Origin of the sequence: Campylobacter corcagiensis (assembly GCF_013201645.1) — a bacterium.
Taxonomy (GTDB): domain Bacteria; phylum Campylobacterota; class Campylobacteria; order Campylobacterales; family Campylobacteraceae; genus Campylobacter_B; species Campylobacter_B corcagiensis.
Genome location: NZ_CP053842.1, coordinates 499,917 through 523,969, shown reverse-complemented (window position 1 = coordinate 523,969; position 24,053 = coordinate 499,917). Strand labels below are relative to the sequence as shown.

27 protein-coding genes are annotated in these 24,053 nt (G+C 31.5%); 3 read left to right on the top strand and 24 right to left on the bottom strand.

From position 1 onward, the window contains the following. Positions 1–66: 66 nt before the first annotated feature. The 24 genes from CCORG_RS02755 to pdxS form a co-directional block, all read right to left on the bottom strand. A complete protein-coding gene (locus CCORG_RS02755) occupies positions 67–912 on the bottom strand; it encodes a transporter substrate-binding domain-containing protein (protein ID WP_025802957.1) in 846 nt (281 codons plus the stop codon). 93 nt (positions 913–1,005) lie between these two features. Beyond that, positions 1,006–1,812, bottom strand: a complete 807-nt coding sequence (locus CCORG_RS02750; protein ID WP_025802958.1) for a transporter substrate-binding domain-containing protein — start codon at positions 1,810–1,812, stop codon at positions 1,006–1,008. A 261-nt stretch (positions 1,813–2,073) separates the two neighbouring features. Then, on the bottom strand, positions 2,074–3,546 hold the full coding sequence (locus tag CCORG_RS02745) for a BatD family protein (RefSeq protein WP_025802959.1): 1,473 nt from the start codon (positions 3,544–3,546) through the stop codon (positions 2,074–2,076). Beyond that, a complete protein-coding gene (locus CCORG_RS02740) occupies positions 3,524–4,417 on the bottom strand; it encodes a tetratricopeptide repeat protein (protein ID WP_025802960.1) in 894 nt (297 codons plus the stop codon). Before CCORG_RS02740 ends, CCORG_RS02745 begins: the two co-directional genes overlap by 23 nt. Next, positions 4,414–5,349: a VWA domain-containing protein gene (locus CCORG_RS02735; RefSeq protein ID WP_025802961.1), complete on the bottom strand. Its 936-nt coding sequence runs from the start codon at positions 5,347–5,349 to the stop codon at positions 4,414–4,416. Before CCORG_RS02735 ends, CCORG_RS02740 begins: the two co-directional genes overlap by 4 nt. Next, a complete protein-coding gene (locus CCORG_RS02730; RefSeq protein ID WP_025802962.1) occupies positions 5,342–6,223 on the bottom strand; it encodes a vWA domain-containing protein in 882 nt (293 codons plus the stop codon). The genes CCORG_RS02735 and CCORG_RS02730 overlap by 8 nt, the downstream gene beginning before the upstream one ends. Continuing rightward, positions 6,220–6,591, bottom strand: coding sequence for a hypothetical protein (locus CCORG_RS02725; protein WP_025802963.1), 372 nt, complete (start codon positions 6,589–6,591; stop codon positions 6,220–6,222). The genes CCORG_RS02730 and CCORG_RS02725 overlap by 4 nt, the downstream gene beginning before the upstream one ends. A 2-nt stretch (positions 6,592–6,593) precedes the next feature. Then, the gene (locus CCORG_RS02720) at positions 6,594–7,418 is read right to left on the bottom strand and encodes a DUF58 domain-containing protein (RefSeq protein WP_025802964.1); all 825 of its coding nucleotides are present in this window, start codon (positions 7,416–7,418) and stop codon (positions 6,594–6,596) included. A gap of 1 nt (position 7,419) precedes the next feature. Then, positions 7,420–8,367 carry an AAA family ATPase gene (locus CCORG_RS02715; RefSeq protein ID WP_025802965.1) on the bottom strand — a complete coding sequence of 316 codons (948 nt, stop codon included), beginning with the start codon at positions 8,365–8,367 and terminating at the stop codon, positions 7,420–7,422. 144 nt (positions 8,368–8,511) lie between these two features. Then, complete coding sequence (locus CCORG_RS02710) at positions 8,512–9,000, bottom strand: YceI family protein (RefSeq protein WP_025802966.1); 489 nt, start codon at positions 8,998–9,000, stop codon at positions 8,512–8,514. Between the two features lie 176 nt (positions 9,001–9,176). Next, positions 9,177–9,533 (bottom strand): 50S ribosomal protein L19, encoded by a 357-nt coding sequence (rplS, locus tag CCORG_RS02705; RefSeq protein WP_025802967.1) that lies wholly within the window; start codon positions 9,531–9,533, stop codon positions 9,177–9,179. Further along, a complete protein-coding gene (gene trmD / locus CCORG_RS02700) occupies positions 9,523–10,209 on the bottom strand; it encodes a tRNA (guanosine(37)-N1)-methyltransferase TrmD (protein ID WP_025802968.1) in 687 nt (228 codons plus the stop codon). Before trmD ends, rplS begins: the two co-directional genes overlap by 11 nt. After that, positions 10,206–10,718, bottom strand: a complete 513-nt coding sequence (gene rimM / locus CCORG_RS02695; protein ID WP_025802969.1) for a ribosome maturation factor RimM — start codon at positions 10,716–10,718, stop codon at positions 10,206–10,208. Before rimM ends, trmD begins: the two co-directional genes overlap by 4 nt. 3 nt (positions 10,719–10,721) lie before the next feature. Then, a complete protein-coding gene (locus CCORG_RS02690; RefSeq protein ID WP_025802970.1) occupies positions 10,722–10,970 on the bottom strand; it encodes a KH domain-containing protein in 249 nt (82 codons plus the stop codon). Further along, a complete protein-coding gene (gene rpsP / locus CCORG_RS02685) occupies positions 10,970–11,197 on the bottom strand; it encodes a 30S ribosomal protein S16 (protein WP_025802971.1) in 228 nt (75 codons plus the stop codon). Before rpsP ends, CCORG_RS02690 begins: the two co-directional genes overlap by 1 nt. Before the next feature lie 64 nt (positions 11,198–11,261). Further along, the gene (ffh, locus tag CCORG_RS02680; RefSeq protein ID WP_025802972.1) at positions 11,262–12,581 is read right to left on the bottom strand and encodes a signal recognition particle protein; all 1,320 of its coding nucleotides are present in this window, start codon (positions 12,579–12,581) and stop codon (positions 11,262–11,264) included. 60 nt (positions 12,582–12,641) lie between these two features. Continuing rightward, a complete protein-coding gene (locus CCORG_RS02675; RefSeq protein WP_025802973.1) occupies positions 12,642–13,400 on the bottom strand; it encodes an RluA family pseudouridine synthase in 759 nt (252 codons plus the stop codon). Beyond that, positions 13,378–14,526, bottom strand: coding sequence for a lipid IV(A) 3-deoxy-D-manno-octulosonic acid transferase (gene waaA, locus CCORG_RS02670; protein WP_025802974.1), 1,149 nt, complete (start codon positions 14,524–14,526; stop codon positions 13,378–13,380). Before waaA ends, CCORG_RS02675 begins: the two co-directional genes overlap by 23 nt. Continuing rightward, a complete protein-coding gene (locus CCORG_RS02665) occupies positions 14,523–15,230 on the bottom strand; it encodes a zinc ribbon domain-containing protein (RefSeq protein ID WP_025802975.1) in 708 nt (235 codons plus the stop codon). The genes waaA and CCORG_RS02665 overlap by 4 nt, the downstream gene beginning before the upstream one ends. Before the next feature lie 11 nt (positions 15,231–15,241). Then, entirely contained in the window at positions 15,242–15,964 is a 723-nt protein-coding gene (locus CCORG_RS02660; RefSeq protein WP_025802976.1) for a Nif3-like dinuclear metal center hexameric protein, read from the bottom strand. After that, on the bottom strand, positions 15,961–16,824 hold the full coding sequence (gene glyQ, locus CCORG_RS02655; RefSeq protein ID WP_025802977.1) for a glycine--tRNA ligase subunit alpha: 864 nt from the start codon (positions 16,822–16,824) through the stop codon (positions 15,961–15,963). The genes CCORG_RS02660 and glyQ overlap by 4 nt, the downstream gene beginning before the upstream one ends. A gap of 2 nt (positions 16,825–16,826) precedes the next feature. Continuing rightward, entirely contained in the window at positions 16,827–17,327 is a 501-nt protein-coding gene (purE, locus tag CCORG_RS02650; RefSeq protein ID WP_025802978.1) for a 5-(carboxyamino)imidazole ribonucleotide mutase, read from the bottom strand. Continuing rightward, positions 17,328–18,584 (bottom strand): peptidase U32 family protein, encoded by a 1,257-nt coding sequence (locus tag CCORG_RS02645; protein WP_025802979.1) that lies wholly within the window; start codon positions 18,582–18,584, stop codon positions 17,328–17,330. A 134-nt stretch (positions 18,585–18,718) separates the two neighbouring features. Continuing rightward, positions 18,719–19,591 carry a pyridoxal 5'-phosphate synthase lyase subunit PdxS gene (gene pdxS, locus CCORG_RS02640; protein ID WP_051487257.1) on the bottom strand — a complete coding sequence of 291 codons (873 nt, stop codon included), beginning with the start codon at positions 19,589–19,591 and terminating at the stop codon, positions 18,719–18,721. An 89-nt stretch (positions 19,592–19,680) separates the two neighbouring features. Here pdxS and pdxR point away from each other — a divergent pair, with 89 nt between their 5' ends. The 3 genes from pdxR to glnA all read left to right on the top strand — a co-directional run bounded on the left by pdxR (position 19,681) and on the right by glnA (position 24,024). Next, on the top strand, positions 19,681–21,009 hold the full coding sequence (gene pdxR / locus CCORG_RS02635) for a MocR-like pyridoxine biosynthesis transcription factor PdxR (protein ID WP_025802981.1): 1,329 nt from the start codon (positions 19,681–19,683) through the stop codon (positions 21,007–21,009). A 66-nt stretch (positions 21,010–21,075) separates the two neighbouring features. Further along, the gene (locus CCORG_RS02630) at positions 21,076–22,530 is read left to right on the top strand and encodes a response regulator (protein ID WP_025802982.1); all 1,455 of its coding nucleotides are present in this window, start codon (positions 21,076–21,078) and stop codon (positions 22,528–22,530) included. Between the two features lie 66 nt (positions 22,531–22,596). Then, complete coding sequence (gene glnA, locus CCORG_RS02625; RefSeq protein ID WP_025802983.1) at positions 22,597–24,024, top strand: type I glutamate--ammonia ligase; 1,428 nt, start codon at positions 22,597–22,599, stop codon at positions 24,022–24,024. Positions 24,025–24,053 lie beyond the last annotated feature (29 nt).

Below are 24,053 nucleotides of genomic sequence, written 5' to 3'. Positions count from 1 at the left end.
CTCTCCAAAATAAAATCTCGTAAGCTTATCAAAAAAAAACTTTTTTTTCAAGTAAATTTCGGATTTTTATAAATTATATAACCTATTGCTCTTTTTTTCTTCACTTTTTATCTTTGGAATTCTAAGCTCATCTAAAATAAACAGCTCTTTATCAACGCTATTTCTAAAAAAGGAACCAATATTTTCAAGATAAATTTTATCTAGCACCCCATTTGAGTGAAGATTTTTTAAAGCACTGTTTATAGCATCTAAAAGCTCATTATTTCCCATTTTAACAGCTGCTGCTAAATACATTGGTTCACTTATTGTTTTTATCTTTGTTTCTAAATTATTATCAACAAAGTCAATAGCATAAATTACAAGATTGTTACCTATAAACACATCAGCCTTGCCTTGACTAACAAGTGTGTGACAAGCTATGATATCTGTGCATGTTTTAAAATTTATACCGTTTTGTTTAGCAAATGCATAAGCAGTAGTATCTTTTTTAACAACCACTTTACTTGATTTTAAATCATTTAGCGATGTAATATTGCTATCTTTTCTGGCTAAAGCTGCTAAATTTACCTTAAGATAAGGCAAAGAGAAATTTACCATCTTGCTTCTATTTTTAGTAATTGTAAAAGCTGAAACTACAATATCAACTCTATCTTTTTGAATAAGATCTACTATTTGATCAGTAGGAGCTGATATGAGTTCTATTTTCATGTTGGCACTTGGAAAAATTTCAGCTGTTATAGCCTTAACAAGATCTATATCATACCCTTTTAAAAGTCCATCATTTTTATAGCCAAACGGCACCATATCAAAAGGAACACCTATCTTAATAATCCCGCGTTCCCTTATATCATCTATATGACCAGCAAAAAGTGATATAGTTAAAAAAATAGAGACTAAAAACACTCTTTTCATAAACAGTTCCTTAAAGTAAATATAATGTATGAAATAATATCAAATAGTAGTTAAAAGTGTGATTAATATTAGGAAGGGTAGCCCTTCCTAATATTATCCAAAAATAGAGTAAATATCATCTAGTAAGAAATATTTCTCTTCTGCTGTACCTTTATAGAACGGGTCAATTGTATCCTTAAATGACTTTCTAAAAAAGCCCTCTTTGCTTAGATTAATAAGTTCTTTGTTTATAACATCTAAAAGTTCTTTATTTCCTTTTTGAACAGCAATTCCTAGGAAATCAGATGCACCCAAATTCTTAATATCAACAGAAACAGATCTATCTATAACAGGGTAAGCAAGAACAATCAGGTTATCATTTGCATATGCATCAGCTTTGTTATCTTTTAGCATTCTATAGCACTCATTTGAGTTTGGACACTCAACTACAGTATAGCCCTCTTTTTTGAAAAATAGCTCTCCAGTAGTTCCACTCTCTACCAAAACAGGTCTTCCTCTTAGATCTGAAACACTTTTAATATTATCATCTTTTCTTGTTAAAACGCCAATATTTACAGCAAAATATGGCATAGAAAAGTCAACCATTCTAGATCTCTCATCAGTTATAGTTAAAGTTGCTAATATGATATCTACTTTATTATTTTGTAAAAAATCTATTCTTTCAGCAGCTTTCGTAGGAACAAATTCTACTTTTCCTCCATTTTGACCAAAGATATCTCTTGCTATACGGTTTGCAAAATCAACTTCAAAGCCTTCAAATTGACCATCTTTATATGAGCCAAATGGTGGCTGGTCTGTAAATACACCAACTCTAATAACTCCACTATTTTTAATCTCACTTAGCGAGTTAGAAAACAAACTTGAGGCAACTAGTGCCAAACACAAAAGAATCTTTTTCATAATATCACTCCTTGATAGATATATTTTGTATGAAATTGTACCACAAAAATATGATAAATGGTAAACAATTTTTAACAAAAAAGTTATTTATCTATAACCTTTTCTTTATAGTAAATTGTTTTTATAAAAAATATAAAAATTAATCTTAAAAATAAACTAAATTTTCACTCATATAGCTAAAATATTTTATAAAAACTTATTATACTAAATAAATTTTTACTTTTAAAAGTTATTAATTTGAAGGGATAAAATTCACCCCCTTCAAATTTCAAGCCTTAAAAACTCACTGATTATCTCTTTTTTATCTATTTTATGATTTGTATTTTTATATAAATTTTCATCTAAAAAAGATAAAATTTCATCTATTTTCTTACTTTTATTTATATATGGTAAAAGCAAATTTAATAGCTCTTTGTCTGTTTTTGCTCTTTTTATTTTATCTTTTATGTCAAGTTCTTTTTTTGGTCTTTTAGCTCTTTTAAATTTAAAATTTATTGCCACATAAAAACTTAAAGCCCCCATAATAAATGATGCAATTAATGGTAAAATTCCAGGTTTATAGTTTATAACTTCAGTTGGGTAGCAATCAGACTCTAAAGAAGAGTCGCTGTTTATATTTAAATTTGATACAGCTCTTGGAATAACTTCTATATTCATCGGGTCTGTTTTTATGGTTTTACTCTCTTTTAAATTTTTATCATAAAAGCTAAAGCTCATACTTGGAATGGTAAAATTTGACTCAGAGACAATAGCAAATTTTTGGCTAAATTCACCGCCATACTCTCCTGATATCATTCCTCTTTGAAGCTTTGGATCATCTGCATAAACTAATAAATCTGGCTCTTTAATCTCAAAAGAAGATATATCATCTACATTTCCTATACCTCTAACTCTTATGGTGAAATTTACCGGTTCGCCTGCGTTTATAACCTTCTTATCAACCTCAGCTCTTATTTGAAAATCCCCATATAAACTAAGTCCATTTGGAAGTGGATTTACTTTAATTTTAGTGCTATTTGAGTAAATTTGTTTATAGTTTAAATTTCTAAATATAGATCCAAAAAATGGATCACCGCCATCTGCTTCTACCCCAATAGCAGCTGTAATCGGTGGTATCTCAAATTCACCACTTTTTTGTGCAAATATAAGATAATTCATACTCATTTTTATGTACTCACCATCTATTTCTTGTTTGCCTTGTCCTAAATTTTCAACCCAAAAATCACTTAATTTTGGATCAGATAGCCTTATATCATCAACTCTACTTGTTGTTTTCATCTTAAATATAACACTAAGTTTGGCACTTTGTCCAACCATAAGCTCATCTTTATCAAGACTAAGTTCTACTACAAACTCATCTCCTTGAGTGCTAGCAACTGGCTCTTTGACTACGATTTCAAAAGGCGCTGTACTTTCAGTAGCTCCATCTACTTCTATAGAAAAACTAGGCACTGTGATGTTTTTATCAGGCTTAAAGCTAAATGTTTTAGAACTAGTCTTAGTCATCTGTCCATTTACAACATTTATAGAACTAGAACTACTTGCTCCTAAAACCTTATATCCTGCTATGTCAAATACATCAGGAAAGTGTGCATTTCCTGTAGCACTTAGCGTGATATTTACGCTTTCTCCTTTATAAATAGCATATCTATCAGGAGTTGCACTGACATCTGCGTATAAATTTAGTATTATTAAAAAAGGTAGTAAAATTCTACCAAGGCTTAAGATCTTCATCGTTTGGATCTCCTTGTCTTTTTAACTCAAGCATTCTGGTACTAAGCTCTCTATCCTTAAGTATTTTTTGCCACTTTTTAAGCTCCATATCACTTATTGGATCACTGTTTTGATCTATATCTTTTACACTCTCATCTAGGGGTAAATCACTACTATTTTGCTTATCATTTAAATCTTTTTTAGTCTCATTTTCATCAGCTTTTAGCTTATCTGCTTCTTCATTACTAGCTTGTGATATATCGCTACTGTTTTCTTTTTTTATCTGTGCTGAGTCTTTTTTGTTTTTATCTTTTTCTTGATTTTGGCTACCACTGTATTGATTGCTGCTTTTATTGTCATCTTCTTTATACTCATTTTGGCTTTTTTGCCCTTTTGTATCATCACGGCGTTCATTTTGATCGCTTTGGTTATTATCACTATAGCCATCTTTTCTCTTATCTTCAGTCTTATCATCTTTTTTGCCTGGATCACTCTCTTCACCTTTTTTTTCTTTTTCAAGCTCTTTTGTGACAATATCTAGGTTAAATTTAGCATCTTCATCATCTTTTATCTTAAGTGCACTCTCATAAGAGAATTTTGCTTCATCAAACCTTCCTAAATTTGCAAAAGAGTTACCGAGATTATAGAGTTTTTCAAATTCTAAATTTGGATCTGTTACCCCACCAAAAGCCCTTAGAGCTTCAGTGAAATTTCCATCTTTATATAGCGATACGCCTTTATTATACAAAGCTTTATCGCCACTTATATTTGAGTAAATTTTGGCTGCTTTTGTGAAATTTTCATCTTCAAAAGCTTTTTTAGCTTTTTTTACATCAAATATCCCAGCGTTTACTAAATTTAAAAACAGAGCTAAAACTATAATTTTTTTCAACTTTTACTCCTTAAAGGAAGTGAAAAACTAGCCATAAAGATAAGCAAAACAGCTAAAGCTAACGGCAAATAAAAAAGCTCAACTTGACCAACAGCAAGCGTTGTATCACTATCTTTTTTGCTGTTTTTTTTGCTAATTTCATCATTTAGTACTTTCATATCATAACTTCCTAAATTTCTCATCAAAACCCCACCACTGCTAGTAGCTAACGATGCAATGTTTGGATTTGCCTTAAGCTGAACCATATCTCCATTTTGAGCTTTAAACAAAGCCCCTTTATCAGTAGCAGTTAGGTAGACAAATACCGTTATACCGTGCTTTTTTGCATACTCTATCTCATTTTTAAAACTACTCTCATCACCACCATCAGTAAAAATTAAAAGTACTTTATTAGCTGACTTTGAAAGCTCTTTGGTAGCTTCTAAAGCACTCATTATGCTAGTTCCTTTAAGGCTAAAATTTTCAAATTTTAAGTTATCAACTAAAAATTTAAGTGAGTTTAAATCACTAGTAATTGGCGAAATAGCGTAAGCCTTACTAGCAAAAGTTATCACACCTACTCTTTTATCAACCCCTTCGTCTAAAAAGGTATGAAATTTATTCTTTGCAAACTCAAATCTGTTTGGATATATGTCATCAACACTCATAGAATCACTTATATCAATAGCTACGACAACATCCATTTTATCATCTTTTATCTCAATTTCTTTGCCTTTTATTACAGGTCTTGAAATAGCCATAATTATAAAAGCAAGCGAAAAGATAGCTAATAAATTTCTTAAATTTTTACTAAATCCATAGTTTTTTACTAAAATTTTATCCATCACTTCTTTACTAAAAAGAGCTTTTTTTCTATCTTTTTTACCTAAAATATATAAAAATGGCAAAAGTAGCAAAAGATATAGATAGTTTGGTTCTAAAAAGCTAAACATTTACTCTCCTTAATATAAACAAAAATGCCAAAATTCCCACGCCAATCAGTGCTGGAAGCTGATAATAATAGCTTGTTTTAACATATCTTTCGCTTTCTATTTTGCTCTTTTCAAGCTGGTCGATGGCTTCATAAACACCAGATAAATCTTTTGCATCATTTACTTGAAAGTAGCGTCCGCCTGTCTCTTTTGCTATTTGAACAAGTGAAGCTTCATCAAGTTGCCTTCTATTTCCAATGCCTATAGTATAAACTTTGGCGTTGTATTTTTGAGCTGTTTTGATAGCAATTTCTGGTGGAATGGTATTTATATTATTAACGCCATCTGTAGGAAGAATGATAACTCTATCTTTGGTTTTGCTATCTTTAAAGAGATTTGCACTCATAAACAGCGCTTCATAAATGGCTGTTTGTTGACCTGCTACGCCAACCCCTATAAGATCAAGAAGACCTTTTATACTTGCTTTATCATAAGTTAAAGGTATGGCTACATATGAAAAGCTTGCGTATATAGTTAGGGCGATTTTATCATCTTTTCTTTTATCTATGAACTCGCTTAATATAGCCTTAGTTTTTTCAAATCTATCATCTACTAGCATAGACCCGCTTGAATCAAGCGCTAAAACTATCTCATATCCCTCTTTATTGTTTGAACTTTGTAGTTCATCTTTTTTCACAGGGCTAGCAAGTGCTACGCTAAGAGCAAAAATAGCTAGAAATTTCAGAATTTCTAGAAAAATATTTTTAACACTTGAGCTTTTTTTAAGCATTTTTATGTTTGAAAAGTAAATGCTCTGTTTTTTTTGCTTACAAAATTTAAGGCAAATAAGATATAAAAGTATAATCAAAAAAGCAAAAGGGTACTCAAAACTCATAAGCTTATCCTGCTAATGAAATTTTTAATAAATTCCTTATCATCTTGGCTTAAATTTGACACATCTTTTTTATACTTATAAATTTCTAAACTATCTACAAAATTTCTAACTTCATCACTATCGTCAAAATACGTAAAATTTTGTGTAAAAGTGTAAACGCTACTTTTAGTATCATCTAAATTTATGCTTTTTAACTCTTTAAAAGCTAACTCTTTTGGACTTAGTACTTTAAAAATATACTTTGGCTTTGTAAAATACTTATAAATTAAAAATACAATAATTGCAAAAATAAAAACTATAGCTACAATATAAAGTAGGCTATAATCAGGAATTCCAGCCAATCCTTTTATATCTCTTAAGCCTTCCATGTTTACCTCATCAAACCCAAAAATTTATGCACAATATCATCATCGCTATAAAATTTCGTAAACGAGACACTATTTTGTAAAAAATGCTCCCTAATCTTGTCATCATGAGATTTTAAAAGCTCTTTATAACGCTTTGAGATGCCTTTATCAATATTTGTCTTAAAAGCACTAAAATTTGTAGGATCTATGAAATTTAACTCACCAAACATAGAGATATCTTCTTCAGCTCTATCTCTTATACAAAGCGCGTAAACATCGTTGTAATAAGCTATTTCACTTATGCCAACACTATCTTCTAAAAAGTCAGATATTATAAAAATCATAGATCTTTTTTTATGAGCTAAATTTATGGCGTCACAAAGTGCTTTGAAATTTGGTTTTTTGCCTAAAATTTGAGTGTTCAAAACGGTATTAACAAGCTCGAAAATTCCATCTTCACTAAACAGTGGCTCTGTAAAAAACTCTAGTTTTTGACTAAAAACATATGGATATACAGCGTTTTTTGAGATAACACTAGCAAGACCTAAAAGAGCTAAAATCTCAACTGCTAGGTCAAATTTAAGCCTACTTGAGCCAAAATTTAAACTCCCACTAAGCATAAATGCTATGACGATATTTAGCTGTTTTGTTTCGTTAAAAACATTACTTTTTAGCTCCATACTTCTAGCTGTTGCTTTCCAGTTTATCTTTTTAACATCATCATTAGAGTAATCCCTTATCTCAGAAAAATCTAACCCATCACTTCCAAATTTACTTAAACTAAGACCAAAATTTAGATTTGTAACATCTTTTTTGGCTTTTAAAAAGATCTCTTTTGCTCTTTGCAATTTACGGTGCCTTTACAGCTTCTAAAACTTTTGAGATGATATCATCTGTAGTTATGCCTTTTGCACGGGCTTTGTAGTTTAGGGTTATGCGGTGTCTTAGGACGCTTTTAACTATTTTAGCAATATCAAGCGGAGTTACATAATCTTTAGAATTAATAAAAGCAAATGCTAAACTAGCCTTATATAGATCAATACTAGCTCTTGGACTAGCACCAAACTGAATGTACTCTCTAAGTTCAGATAGAGCATAATCTTCAGGCTCTCTTGTAGCGTGGATTAAACGGATTATGTAGCGTTTAACCTCTTCATCTATATGGATATTTTTTGGCTCCTCTCTTAAAGCTAAAATATCATCTTTTGTTGCAACCTGCTCTATCTTATCAAAGCCTTTAACAGCAACTCTATCAACAATCTCAACTTCTTCATCAAAACTATTATACCCAACTAAAACATTCATCATAAATCTATCTAGCTGAGCTTCAGGCAAACGATAAGCCCCTTCTTGCTCGATAGGGTTTTGCGTAGCCATAACCAAAAATGGCTCATCTATTTTAAAACTCTTATCGCCAATAGTTATTTGATGTTCTTGCATAACCTCTAAAAGTGCAGACTGAACCTTTGATGGAGCACGGTTTATCTCATCAGCTAAAAGCAAATTTGTAAAAGCAGGACCTTTTTTTATCTCAAAATTTCCTGTTTTCATATTATAAATTTCACTACCAACTATATCACTTGGTAAAAGATCTGGAGTAAACTGAACACGCTTAAAACTAAGACCTATAGCTTTTGCTAAGGAGTTAATAGCTGTAGTTTTAGCTAGTCCTGGAACACCTTCAACTAAAATATGACCGTTTGCAACAAGTCCTATAAGAAGAGAGTTTATAAGTTCTTCTTGACCAACAATGACTTTTTTAACTTCATTTTTGATATTTTCTATAACTTGACTCATTTTCTACCTATTAAAAATTTTGGGTATTTTAACTGTTTTGATTATATAAGGGGTAAATAAATTATTATTGCGATTTTAAGAAATTTAAAAACAGAAGTGATAAAAATAAAATTAATAGCAAGGCTGAAATTTCAGCCTTTATAATTATGATATAGCTTCTATATCTATATTTATTTTGATAGTATCTCCAATCATAGGTGTTGATTTGCCAACATTAAATTTGACTCTATCAAGCTTGCCTCTTAAAGAAAATCCGAGTTTGTAGCTACTATTTTCTTCATCATGAAAAATTCCACCAAATTTATAATCAAGAGTTATATCTTCAGTAACATCTTTAATAGTTAGTTCTCCAACTATTTGATCATCGCTAAATTTCTTACCTACAAATTTCATCTTTGGAAATTTCTCTACTTCAAAGAAATCAGCACTCCTTAAATGCTCATCTCTTTTTTCTACTGAAGTATAAATGGAGTTAACATCTATATCTGCCTTGAGGGTTTTAAATGTTTTTGTATCTTTATTAAACTCAAAATCAGCATTAAATTTATTAAATCCACCTTTAATATTTGCAATACCTAAGTGTTTAACTTTAAAACTTACATTAGAATGTGCTAAATCTGAACTAAATTTCACCATCTCTCCTTTAATATATTTTGATGACATTATATTAATAAAATAGAATCAATAGTTTTTAAATTTTACAGTTTTTAGTTAAAATGATAAATTTTAAAGTAGAAAATTTAGACCTTTTTAAATTTAAATAAAGAGTAATCTCAAATTTGGAGCAAATCTGAGATTGAATTAAATATCTATTTTCTAAGCTCTCTAATTTTAGCAGCCTTACCTCTTCTATTTCTTAGATAGAATAGTTTTGCTCTTCTAACTTTTCCTTTTCTTAAAACTTGAATTTCTTCTAAGCTATCACTATAAAGTGGGAAAATTCTCTCTACGCCAATGCTATTAGCACCAATTTTTCTAATGATGAAAGTCTCGCCTGTACCTTGACCTCTTCTAGCTATACAAACACCTTCAAAATTTTGAATTCTTGTTTTACCGCCTTCTTCTATCTTAACAGCAACTCTTAAAGTATCACCTGCTCTAAAATCAGGTATACTTTTCTCTGCTACCTGAGCGTTTTCAAACGCTTCAATATATTTATTTCTCATAACTTTTCCTTTGATAATACAAATCTGGACGGTAGTAATTCGTCCTAAGCTTTGACATACTAAATTTCAAAGCTGATATTTTAGCGTGATTTCCCTTTAAAAACTCTGAAACCACACAAGAATTTTCAAAAACATTTGGTTTTGTAAAATTTGGTGCTTCTAAAAAACCATTTTCAAAGCTTTCATCCACTAAGCTATCACTATTTCCTAAAACACCACTAACCTGCCTACTTATAGCATCTGCCACGCATAAAGCTCCAAGTTCGCCACCTGTTAATATAAAATCTCCGATACAAAAACACTCATTTACATTTCGCTCTATAAATCTCTCATCAATGCCTTCATATCTACCACAAACTAAAGTTATACTATCAAATTTTGCTAATCTTTTAGCATCATTTTGTTTAAAAAGCTTACCATTTGGCGTTAAATATATCACTCTAGTTTTTTCACTTATACTTCTAAGTGCTAATTCTAGTGGTTCTACCTGTATAAGAAGCCCAGCTCCACCACCTATCATATAATCATCAACTTTTTTATGTCTGTCTTTAGTAAAATCTCTTGGATTTATAAAATTTAGCTCTAGAAGATTAGTTTCAACCGCCCTTTTTAGAATGCTATCACTAAAATAAGGCTTGATTAGATTTGGAAAAAGAGTTATAAAGTTAAATTTCATGAGTTTTCAAGAATTAGTTTAGCACCTTTTGTTAAAATCTCTTTATTTTCTAAAGAAATTTCGCTTACATACTCATCGATATATGGAATAAAAAAAACTGGGGCAAGCTCTTTTAAATGCTCGCTTGTCTTTATCTGAAATAAAAACCCACTTCCAACTTCACTAATACTATCAACAACGCCTAAAATTTCACCATTTTCTACAACCTTAAGCCCGATGATATCAAAATAAAAAAACTCATCTTTTTTTAGCTTACAACTCTTTCTGGTCTCTTCAATAGTAGAATAAATCGTTAAATTTACTAAATCTTTAGCTAAATTTATATCTTCATATCCCTTAAATATAACTTGTGAATTTTGTGAGTTAAAATTTAGAATTTCTAGAATTTCACCATTTTTTAGATGAAATTTAGCCCCTTTTTTAAATTGAGCTGGAAAGTCACTTCTATTATGGAGCTTAAGAACACCCTTAAGCCCGACAGTCTTACCTATCTTTGCTACTTCAAGCACACACTACTCTTCTATAGCTTTTACTGTGACTTTATATGAGATGCCATCTTTTGCTTTATAGCCATTTATAACGGTTTTAATGGAGTTAATCATCTTTCCATCTCTACCGATTAGTTTGCCTGTATCACTTTTATCAGCAAATATAATAAGCTCATCAACCCCTTCTTCTAAACCACTTACTCTTTGGGTAGTTATCTTATCAGGATAATCTGCTATGAGCTTTGCATACTCTTTTATAAAATTTTCAACCATTATTTTGTGATTCTTGCTACTCTATCGCTTAGTTTTGCTCCAACGCTTTTCCAATAGTTAAGTCTTTCTTCGTCAAATTTAACTACTTCTGGATCAACCATTGGGTTATAATAACCAATGCTTTCTATATATCCGCCATCTCTTCTTTTTCTACTATCTGTAACTACTATTCTATAGAAAGGTTTTTTCTTACGACCTACTCTTGTTAGTCTTACAACTGTTGCCATTTTTTCTCCTTAAATTTTAAAAGCTTTATTATAGATAAGATTTATCCATAAGAAAGCCCCCTAGTTATCTAGGAAAGCCTTGCATCATATTTTTCATAGCGCCTTTTGATGACATCTTTTTAGCTATCTTAGAAGCGTTGCTAAACTGCTTTAAAAAGCGGTTTACTTCCATCTGAGAAAGTCCTGAACCAGACGCTATACGGCGTTTTCTTGAGTTATTTAAAAGATTAGGATTTTCTCTTTCTTTTGGCGTCATAGAGCTAATCATAGCTTTTATATGAACTATCTCTTTTGAGTTTTCAAGGTCAATATCTTTAATCTGATTTGCGATATTTCCCATTCCTGGAAGCATACCGATTAAATTTTTCATATTTCCAAGCTTTTTTACACTCTCAAGTTGTTCTAAAAAGTCATTAAATGTAAACTCACCCTTTTTTATCTTTTTATTTATCTTTTTAATATCTTGTTCATCAAAAACAGCCGCTGTTTTTTCTACTAAAGTAGCAAGGTCACCCTCGCCCATTATACGTCCGACAATTCTATCTGGTATAAAACCTTCTATATCAGCTACTTTTTCACCAACACCTATAAATCTTAATGGAATTCCTATTTGGTGAGCTATACCAATAGCTACTCCGCCTTTTGCATCAGCGTCAAATTTGCTTAGAACTACTCCAGTAATTCCTAAATTTTGGTTAAATGTATCAGCACTTCTTACGCCATCTTGTCCACTCATTGCATCAGCGACATAGAAAATTTCATCAGGATCAAGAGCTTTTTTTATCTCTTTAATCTCATTCATAAGCTCTTCATCTATAGCAAGACGACCTGCTGTATCAACAAAAAGCACATCATAAAGCTCTTTTTTAGCTTTTTCAAGCGCACCTTTTGCTACATTTAGTGGATTTGTCTCACCATCTATATAAAAAAGATCAATCTCATTTGTCTCGCAAAGTTGCTTAAGCTGTTCAACAGCGGCTAATCTTTGAAGGTCACAAGCTGCTATTAAAACTTTTCTTTTTTTCTGCTTGATATTGTTAGCAAGTTTAACTGTTGTAGTTGTCTTACCACTTCCTTGAAGTCCTGCCATAAGCACTACTGTTGGTGGCTTATTAGCATAAACAAAACCCTGATTTCCAGGAGCTGTTAGGATCTCTTCAAGACTGTTTTTTATAGCATCTAAAAACTGCTTTTGACCGATACCATTTTCCTTAACACTAGCTTCTATTTTAGAGACTAAATCTTTAGTAACTTTGTGATGAACATCAGCTCTAAGAAGAGCTTTTCTAAGCGTATCAAGGGCATTTTTGAGAGCTTTTTCATCATCAACAATTCTAAGTTTGTTTACTGCAGATCTAAATGATTCGCCAATTTGTTCAAACACAAAACTTCCTTTCAAGTATAATCAAAGCTGTTATTTTACAATAATAATCTTTAAATTTCATTAAAAAACTAAATTCTTTGGAATTTCAAAACCAAATTCACTAAAACTATCGTCAAGTGGAGCTATAAATTTATAGCCTAAAATTTCTGTTTTATATGAGTGAAGATACATCCTTTTTGCCGAATTTTTAGCATATTTTTCATCGCCTATTATAGGTAAGTTTTGACTGGCTAAATGAACTCTTATTTGGTGAGTTCTTCCTGTGTCAATCTCAACTCTAACTATACTTTTTTTACCACTTACCATAAATGGATAAACTCTAGTTATCGCACTTTTTCCATTTGGTGAAATTTTTGAAAATGCTAAGCCTTTTGATTTTATAGTAAGAATTGGGCTATCAATTACTAATTCTTCGCTAACAACGCCTTTAACCATAGCAAAATAGATTTTTTTAACCTTTAAATTTATAAATTCTTGTATAGCTTTTGTTCTAAATTCCTCATCCTTACTCATAAGCAAAACTCCACTTGTTTCCCTGTCTAAGCGGTTTAAAAGAGTAGCTTTATAAATTTCAGCTACTTTATCGCTTACTAAAAATGGTGGTTTATTGATAGCTAAAATTTTATCATCTTCAAAAATAATCTTTGGTTTAGGAATCTTTAAAACCTTAAAAATAGTATTAGCATCTATCTCGCCACGCGCAATACTAAGCTTTTTGCCATGAGCATAAACCAGTCCTGAGTCAATGAGCTCTTTTGCGGCATTATTTGAAATTTTCTCCTGAATAGCAAGGAGTTTATAAGCTTTTTCTTTCTTCAATTTTATCCTTTAATAGATCTACTATAGCGTCTAAATCGCAACTTTTTTTTATCTTTGTTGGGCTTAAATTAGAATTTAAAAGCTCATTTATATCACTTAAATCGCTAAATTTTACTCCATCAACCAACTCAAAAAGAGCATTTTGATTATGGTAGAATTTTCCATTAATCAAAGGAGTTTTAAACTGGGCAACTTCAATTGGATTATGTCCGCCGATGCCTTTGATAAAGCTTCCTGCAAGTATCACAACATCTGCTATGGCATAGAAATTTACTAGTTCATTTAAAGTATCAAGCAAGATTATATCTGATTTCAAACCCAAATTCCAGCTAAATTTCTCAAAACTCAAAGAGTTAACCTTAGCAAATTTAGCACATATCTCACCAGCTCTAGTAAACCTCTCAGGATGCCTTGGAGCTATCATATACTTAGTATTTGAAGTTGGTTTTATAGCATTTAAAATTATCTCTTCTTCACCCTCATGAGTTGAAGCGATGACTACAAATTTTTGATTAAATTTAGAATAACTTTTTGTTAGGCGTTTGAAATTTGCACTTTTTATATTTCCAACAACTTTTATATTTTTAGCACCAAGCTCTTTTAGTCTTTGCATATCAACTTCACTTTGAGCTAAAACAAGATCGATATTTTTAAAAATCATCTTATAGTAAAATCTAAATTTTTTATAATTTTTATAGCTTTTATCGCTTATTCTAGCATTTAGCAAAACCACAAATGAGCCATTTTTTTTAGCAGTTCTTACTAAATTTAGCCAAAGTTCTGCTTCAAAAATCACAACAACATTTGACTTTACAAGCCAAAAAGGAACAAAGTTTTCAAAAGGTAAAAAACGAGAATTTTCAGTAAAAGTTTTTGCCTTTTGAAAACCTGTTGCCGTTATGGTGGTAAAACTAAAGTCATTGAAATTTGAAGCTAAACTCTCTAAGGCAGAAACTTCCCCAAAACTACAAGCATGGAAATGTATATCTGCCTTTTTACAAGGGGGATTATTGTATAAAAAAAATCTAGCTGGTAAGCTCTTTTTGTATTTATCCTTTAAGCTTAAAAAAGCCACAAAAGGTAGAGCTAAAAGCCAAACTAAAAAACTAAAAAGTGTGTAAATCACTCACTATCTTTGTATAAAATTCTACCACAATGTGGACAAGTTACTATATCATCACCCTTTATAACAGAAGAGTAGGTTTTATCATTTATCTTCATAAAACAACCATAACAAGCCTGTTTTCTAACTTTAACAACTGCTGAATTTCCAGCCCATTTACGAATTTTTTCATAAAATGAGATTATTTTACTATCCATACTGTTTAAAAGCTTATCTTTTTTTGTATAAAGTGTAGCTCTATCTTTTTCTATCTTCTCTTTTTGGCTTCCAACACTATCCTCTAAAGCAGTAAGTTCATATTCTAAAGAACTTTTTTTATCTTCTAGATCTTTTTTTATGCCATTTTTTGTATCAATGAGTTTTTCATATTTTACAATATCATCATTTGCTACACTAAGTTGCTCTTTTGCTAAATCTTCTTCTAAATTTAAAGACTTCATCTCTCTTTCTGTTTTTATAGAAGATGATTTTTTACTAACATCTTTGATCTTAGCTGAAAATTCAGCTATATGAGCATTTGTAGCTTTGATTTGAGTTGCAATATCTTCTATATCAGCTTGTATTGCATCGATTTGCTCATTTGTTGCTGAAATTTCATCAGCTTTTGAGTTTAGTTTTTCATTAAGTGCTTCAAGTTTTGGTAAAAAAGCATCAATACTAGCATCAAATTTACTTAGTTCTACTAAATCTTGTAGGTCTTTGTTCATAAAATTTTCCTTCAAATTTTGCTAAATGGGTTAGTTGAATTTGTGATTATAGCACTAATGCTAAATTTTTGCAAATTTTTTACAAGTGCTTTGCTAAAATATTTCTCACTTTCAAAATGCGTAATATCAACCAAATTTAGCCCGTTTTCTTTTGCCGTTAATGCATCATGATACTTAATATCGCCTGTGATAAAAGCATCAGCTTCTACCATATCAACCATACTCATACCGCTTCCTGTACATAGTGAAAATGTTGAAATTTCATCTTTTGCTTTAACAACTTTAAGACTATCTAAACATAGCTTATCTTTTAAAAAATCACAAAAATCGCTAAATTTTCCATCAAATTTAGCATACTCTAAAAAATCAACGCTTTTAAAACTCTCAAGCCCTAAAATTTCACTCATCACAAATTTATTTAGTACAAATTTATCAAAATTTGTATGCATTGAGATAAGTTTTATATCTTTTTTGATTAAAACCTTAATCAAATTTGCTGGATATCTACTAAAATCAAGTTTTTTAAGCCCACTAAAAATCAAAGGATGATGAGTTATTAAAAGTGAATTTGGCTCTAAGTTATTAACTAAATTTGAATCAATATCCAAACTAGCATAAATTTTATCAAACTCATCACTCATCGAACCAACTAAAAGTCCTGAGTTATCCCAGCTTTCCCCAGCTTCAAAAGGTGCAATTTGATCTAAAATTTTATAAATTTCAGCTACTTTCACGCTCTATCTTCTCCAGCATAAACCATAGCACACCCCTTAGCAAGTTCTCTAATTCTTAAAATATACTCTTGTCTTTGAGTAACGCTTATAGCTCCTCTTGCATCAAGTTCGTTAAATGTGTGAGCTGCAAGCATACAGTAATCATACGCAGGAAGAGCTAAATTTGCCTCTAAGATGCTTTTACACTCTTTAAAATAACTCTCGAAATTTTCAAAAAGCATATCGCTATTTGCTACTTCAAAGCTATATTTAGAATTTTCAAACTCTCTTTTTTTATAAACATCACCATAAGTTACAACTTCATCGCCATAACTAGTCCAAATCAGATCATAAACATTTTCTTTATCTTGTAAATACATAGCAAGGCGTTCTAAACCATAAGTTATCTCGCCACTTACAGGATTACAAGTTATGCCACCAACTTGTTGAAAATATGTAAACTGAGTTACTTCCATACCATCAAGCCAAACTTCCCATCCTAGCCCCCACGCTCCTAAAGTTGGGCTTTCCCAGTTATCTTCTACAAAACGAATATCGTGAGCTTTTAGATCAAGCCCTAAAGCTTCTAGGCTCTTTAAATATAGCTCTTGAATGTTATCAGGACTTGGCTTAAGTAAAACTTGAAACTGATAGTAAGCTCCTAAACGGTTTGGATTTTCACCATATCTGCCATCTGTTGGGCGGCGGCTCGGAGCTACATAAGCTGCTTTCCACGGCTTTTTTCCAAGACTTCTTAGAAAAGTAGCAGGATGATAAGTACCAGCACCTGAGGGCATATCATAAGGCTGGATAATAACGCAACCTTGAGCTGCCCAATAGTTTTGAAGTGTTAAAATAATCTCTGAAAAAGTTTTTGCCATAACTACTCTTTTGGAAGTAAAATTTCAACACTAGCTGAATCTTCAGCTACTTTTTTAGCCATATTTTCACGATCACTTTTAAGCTTTAAAGTAAGCTCATTTGAGTTAAGAGCTAGAATTTGAACTGCTTGATAAGCTGCATTTTTCGCTCCAGCTTTGCCAATAGCAAATGTTCCAACTGGAATCCCACCTGGCATCTGAACAGTTGAATACAAAGCATCAAGCCCATTTAATGCCCCACCTGTTGCAGGAACACCAAGAACTGGTTTAGTGGTTAAACTTGCCACAACACCTGCTAAATGCGCTGCCATACCCGCTACACAAATAAATACTCCAGCTCCTTTTGCTTCTGATTCTTTTACATATTTTGCTGTTCTTTCGCCACTTCTATGAGCTGAACTAACTATAACTTCGTGCTTTACTCCAAAATTCTCAAGCACCTTAACTGCTTCATTTACGATATCAATATCGCTTTTACTTCCCATTATAATAGATACAAACATCTAGTTTTCCTTTCTTAAAAAGCTAAATTCTGGAAGCTTAGCAGGAGATAAAATAGCATTTAAATTCCCGCTATGAACTTCATCAAATTCCTTAGCATTTTCATTTTTTAAACTCTTAAATTCTAGCCAAAATTTGCTGTTTTGTTTATAAATTCGCCCTATTTCATTATCTACTTCCAAAATTTCAGCATTTTGTGGTGCAAAAATCTCATAAGATACACCTTTTTTAAGCATGCCTTTGCTCTTAAAACTAAGTCCATCTTCAGTTATAGCGTGAGTTTTGTGAGTGCCTTGTTCTAAAACCTCATCTAAATTTTGAGTGCTATTTTTCTCAAATGGACGACTTACCAAATATCCATCAGTAAAGCCACGGTTGTTTAAAGTTGCTAACTCTTTTTCATAAATACTAGCATCAAATTTGCCAGCCATTGCATCATCAATTGCCATTCTATACGCATTTGTCGTACAAGCTACATAGTACTCACTTTTTGTTCGACCTTCTATTTTAAAGCTATCAATGGCGTTAGTTTTTATGATTTGTTCTACATACGAGCTTAAATTTAGATCTTTTGAGTTCATAATGTAGGTTCCAGAGCTATCTTCTTCTATTCTAAAAAGCGTGCCTTTTTCTTCGTTTTTAGCGTAAAGTTCGTAGTTGAAACGACAATCATTAGCGCACGCCCCACGATTTGAAAATCTCCCACTTTGAACAGCTGATATCAAACAACGCCCACTATAAGCAAAACACATAGAACCATGTATAAAAATTTCAATCTCTAAATTTGGCACCATCTCTTTTATCTTAACAGCATCTTTTAGATTCATCTCTCTTGCTGCTACTATTCTACTTGCGCCCATTTGATGATAGATATTTGCATCAAGATAGTTCATTACATTTGCTTGAGTTGAGAGATGAATTTGGGCATTTGGTGCAAATTCTTTTGCTAAATTTATAACTCCAGGAGTTGCGATTATAATGCCATCAACTCCCAAATCACCGAGCATTTTAAGATGTTTTTTAATGTTTTCTATCTGGACATTTACTGGAAAACCATTTACTGTAGCGTAAAATTTAGCACCCTTTTTATGAGCAAGTTTTATGCCCTCAGTAAAAGTTTCAATCGTAAATTCCCTAGCTGAGCGCTGCCTTAAAGAAAAACTTCCAACACTTGCATAAACAGCGTCTGCCCCGTAAGCAAGAGCGATTTTAAGCTTAGTTAAATTTCCTGCTGGGGCTAATAATTCTGGTTTTTTCAAAGTAATCCTTAAATTTCAAATGGACGGATTATATCAAAAAAGTTTTAAGATAAAATTTACTATAAAACCAAAATATCTTTAAAAGTAGAAGTTTTACCAAAACAAATAGCAAATTTTAAGTTATATCTAAATTATCAATTTCCTCTATTTGCCATTATCGTTTTTATCTCATCTTCATTTATGCCAACCATCGCTTCACCTAAATCCTCGCTAACTTCAGCAATAATATCAGGATTATCGTAGTTTTGAGTAGCTTTTACGATAGCTTTTGCTCTTTTTTGCGGATTTCCTGATTTGAAAATTCCACTTCCAACAAAAACGCCCTGGGCTCCTAAAACTCTCATTAAAGCAGCATCTGCTGGCGTGGCAACTCCTCCAGCGCTAAAATTTGCTACTGGTAAAGAGGCGTTTTTATGCACATATAAAAGTAGTTCGTAGCTTACGCCTAAATTTTTAGCTTCATTAAAAAGCTCGTCTAAATTTAAATTTGAAATGCGTCTAATATCGCTCATTATGGCTCTTAGGTGAGTTACAGCTTGGACTACATCGCCAGTTCCAGCCTCGCCTTTTGTTCTTATCATCATCGCACCTTCGCTAATTCTCCTAAGTGCTTCACCTAAATTTCTAGCACCACAAACAAAAGGCGTTTTAAATTCTCTTTTATTTACATGATATACATTATCAGCTGGGCTTAAAACCTCGCTCTCATCGATAAAATCAATGCCAATGCTTTCTAAAACTCTAGCTTCTACGATGTGACCGATTCTACACTTTGCCATAACTGGGATTTTTACAGCGTCTATTATGCTTTTTATCATCTTTGGATCACTCATCCTTGAAACCCCACCAGCAGCTCTTATATCAGCTGGAACTCGCTCTAGTGCCATAACAGCAACAGCACCGCTATCTTCAGCAATTTTTGCTTGATCAGGTGTTACAACATCCATTATAACCCCACCCATAAAGCTTTTTGTAGCTTCGTTTGCTCTTTTTATAAATTCTACCATTTAATCTCCTTAAAAATTTAAGGGCTATCTTACATAAAATCTGGTACCATGTAAATACCCATTTTTAGAAAATTTAAGGATACCAGATAGTGATAACTTATGAGTTAGGAAACAAAAATTTAGCTCTTTATGAAGAGCTTTTTGAGTGCTTAAAAGATGATATTTTAAGTGGTAAAATTTCAGGAAAACTCCCATCCAAAAGAGCTTTAGCAAATCACTTAAACATAAGTGTTACAACTGTTATGAGTGCTTATAGTGAGCTTTTAGCTCAAGGTTTTATATATTCAGTTCCTAAAAAAGGCTACTTTGTAAGTAGTGGAGTTTTAGTTTTAGAAAATCAAAAATCTCAAAAGCCATTAAAATTAAAAAACAGACAAAAAGAGCTTATAAATTTAAGCTCACCAAATTTAGAGTTTTTAAATTTTCCATTTTCAACTTGGCGAAAACTCATGCGTGAAAACAGTTTAAGATTTTTACAAAGCGTGCCATATAAGGGTTCTTTTGAGCTAAGAGCTGCTATTTGTAAACACCTAAATGCTTATCTTGGGCTAAAAACTAAGCCAGATTTAGTTATAGTTGGTGCTGGAACGGAATATTTATATACGCTTATCGCTCAACTTTTAGGAACTGATAAAATTTACGCTACAGAAGATCCAAATCACCTTAAAATCAGGCAAATTTATGAAAGTCTTGGTGCTAAATGTTTAAGTCTTAACACATTAGACGAGTCAAATTTAAAGCAAGTTAGCTATCTTCACATTTCGCCAACAAACCACTTTCCAACTGGTAAAACTTTAAGTATAAAAACTCGCCTAAAACTTGTAAATTGGGCTAATAAAGAGAACAAATTTATCATAGAAGATAACTTTTTAGGCGAGATAAATTTAAGCGGACGAGCAATTTCACCCCTTAAAAACCTAGCACCCAATGGAGTTATATATATGAGTACATTTTCTAAAACTCTACTTCCAACCTTAAGAATTAGCTATATGGTTTTACCAGAAAATTTAATGAGTGAATTTGAAAAAAGACTTAGTTTTTACTCATCAACTGTGCCGATTTTTGAACAACTTACCTTAGCTAAATTTATAGATGATGGCTATTTTGAGAGATATCTTAACCGCCTAAAAAAACTATACAAAACTAAAAAAGCTGAACTTTTAATAAAATTAACAAAATTTGAAGATAAATTTAGCATAAGAAATATCAATAGCGGATCGGCTATACTAATCAATTTTAAAAAATCAGATGATAAGATAAGAGAAATTTTTAAAAATTTAGGATATAAGATAAATTTTACAGGGGATTATTATTGGGTAGATACAAATCAAGACAAACCTAGTAAAAGTTCGGCAATTCTGGACTTCTTAAGCATAGAAATTGATACATTAATGAAGGTATTAAAAAGTGTAATATAAAGATTAAATTTATTTAAAGTTTACTTTAGATAAAATCACAAAGTATATCTTTAGCAAGGAAAAAAAATGACTTTACTTTTAGATAATGTTGATAAGGATTTTTTGGATGTTTTAGAGGCTTTGGTAAAACTTAAAAAAGATATAAAACTAAGAGATATATCAGAACTAAAAAAGAAGAAAATAAATAATCTTCCAAAAAAAACCAAAGAAATTAAAAAAGAAGTAGAAATTCCAACTACAGAAAAAATAACCAAAGAAGATGGTATTAAAAAACCTAGCACCAAAAGTAGCCATATATTTGAGATCCAAAATTTAAAAAATAACAAATTAGACATAGAAGATGTTGTTTTAAAAATGGATGGAGATACAATAATCAGCCTTAATGACGAACCAAATATAAATTTTTCAGATGAACAGAAAAAAATTCCTCCTAAAGAAGATACAAAATCAGATCAAAACTTAAGCAATTTTCAAAAACCAAAAGATGATTTAGTTGAAGTAGAAATTAGCACTGAGACAAAAGAGCTAACAAAAATATATACAACAGAGTATAAAGAGGTTATGAGAAGAGTTACTGAGTATGTTGAAGAAGAAGTTACAGAAATCATACCAACAAATCCTAATGAAGAAGAAAATATTGTTTTTAACAATGTAAAAATTATGGTGGTAGAAGACAATCCAATAAATCAAAAACTTATGAAGCATATTCTAACAGACCCTGGAATTGAACTAACTATTGTAGAAAATGGAGAATTAGCCATACAGCAAAGAAGAGAGAAAAATTTTGATCTTATATTTATGGATATAGCAATGCCTGTTATGGATGGAATTGAAGCAACTAGACAGATAAAAGCCTATGAAAGACAAAATAAACTAAAAGCTATACCAATAATTGCAGTTACTGCAAATGCCCTAAAAGGAGATAGAGAACGCTTTATGTCGCAAGGTTTAGATGAATACTGCACAAAACCAGTCAAGAAAACAACAATATATCAAATGTTAAAAATCTTTTTACCAAAAGAGCTAAAAGGTAAAAAACAAAAAACAAAAACTATAATTAAACAAGTCCCTAAAACTCTACTAAAAACCTTCAAAGAACCAACAAAAGTGCTTAAAAATATAGTAAAAAAAGAGCCTGTTAAATTCAGAAAAATGGTAAATAAAAACTCACTTATCAATGGAGAATTTGTAAATTACAAAGATATTTTAATATGCAAAGATAGTGGCGTTGAAAACAACTTTTACAAAGATACCTTACAAAATGTATCACAAAAAATAGACACTGCTCAAAACTCTTTAGAGATAGAAAATCTTTTACAAAACAATCTATATAGAGTAATAATAACAGGTCTAACTCAAGCAAAAATATTTAAAAAGGTTATTAAAAACACAAACCCAATAGCTAAAGTTGTAGTAATATCTGATAATCCAAAAGATGTAGATTTAGATGGTGTAGAGGTTATTGATATAAAAACTAGCGATACTGATATTTTAAAGTTTGTAAAAAAATATATATTTTAGCTAAATTTTACCCAAATTTTATCTCTTTAATGCTAAAATAAAGGCTTTTAAACCTAAGGAGATATAATGGGTAAATTTGTAAAAAATATAGATGAGTTTCATAAATTTTGTACTGAAAATGAAGTAGAATTTATAGACTTTCGCTTTACTGATATGGCTGGTACTTGGCACCATATGAGCTATAACTACAAACGCCTTGCTGATGATTTTCATAAAGGCATTCCTTTTGATGGAAGTAGCATTCCAGCGTGGCAACCGATACATAAATCAGATATGATTTTCATTCCTGATATAACAACTACTTTTTTAGATCCTTTTACTGCTGATGTTACTGCTGTTGTAATTTGTGATATTTATGATATTTACAAAGAGCAAATGTATGAAAAATGTCCTCGCTCAATCGCTAAAAAAGCTGAGGAGTTTTTAAAAGAAAGCGGTTTGGGTGATACTTGTTATTTTGGTCCTGAAAATGAGTTTTTTATCTTTGATAATGTAAAGTTTAATGATAATCCAAACTACGCGATGTATCAAGTAGATAGTGAGGAAGGCTCTTGGAATAGTGATAAAGAGTATATTGATGGGTACAATACAGGTCACCACGCAGGTCCAAAAGGTGCTTACGCTCCAGTTCAGCCAGTTGATACAATGGTTGATTTAAGAGCTGAGATGGTGCAAGTTTTAGAACAAATTGGTCTTGAAACATTTATCAACCACCATGAAGCAGGTCAAGCTCAAGGCGAAATAGGCGTTAAATTTGGCACACTAGTTGAAGCTGCTGATAATGTCCAAAAGTATAAATATGTTGTAAAAATGGTAGCTCATTTAAATGGCAAAACTGCAACCTTTATGCCAAAACCACTATATGGTGATAATGGAAGCGGTATGCATGTACATCAAAGTATCTGGAAAGATGGTGTAAATTTATTTTATCAAAAAGGCAATTACGCAAACCTAAGCGATATGGCAAGACACTATATCGGCGGTGTTTTAAGACATGCTAGAAGTCTAACAGCTTTAACAAATGCAAGCACAAATAGCTTTAAACGCTTAATACCTGGCTTTGAAGCACCTTCTATACTTACATATTCTAGTCAAAACCGCTCTGCAAGCATTAGAATTCCTTATGGTGCAGGCGAGAAATCAACTAGAGTTGAGATTCGTTTCCCTGACTCAACATCTTGTCCTTACTTAGCTTTTGCTGGACTACTTATGGCTGGAATAGATGGCATAAAAAACAAAATCGAGCCAGTTGGCCCTATGGATATAGATCTTTTTGAACTAACTCTTGATGAGATAAGACAAAAAGGCATCGAGCAACTCCCACACACACTTCGTGGCTCGCTTGAAGCTCTTATTAGAGACAATGCTTACTTAAAACCTGTAATGAGTGATGAGTTTGTTCAAGCTTATCAGATCTTTAAATTCAAAACTCAAGTTTGGCCTTATGAGTCAAGACCTACAGCTTTTGAATTTAAAACATGCTACTCTTGTTAAAATTAACATGATAACTCATAAGCTCTTAA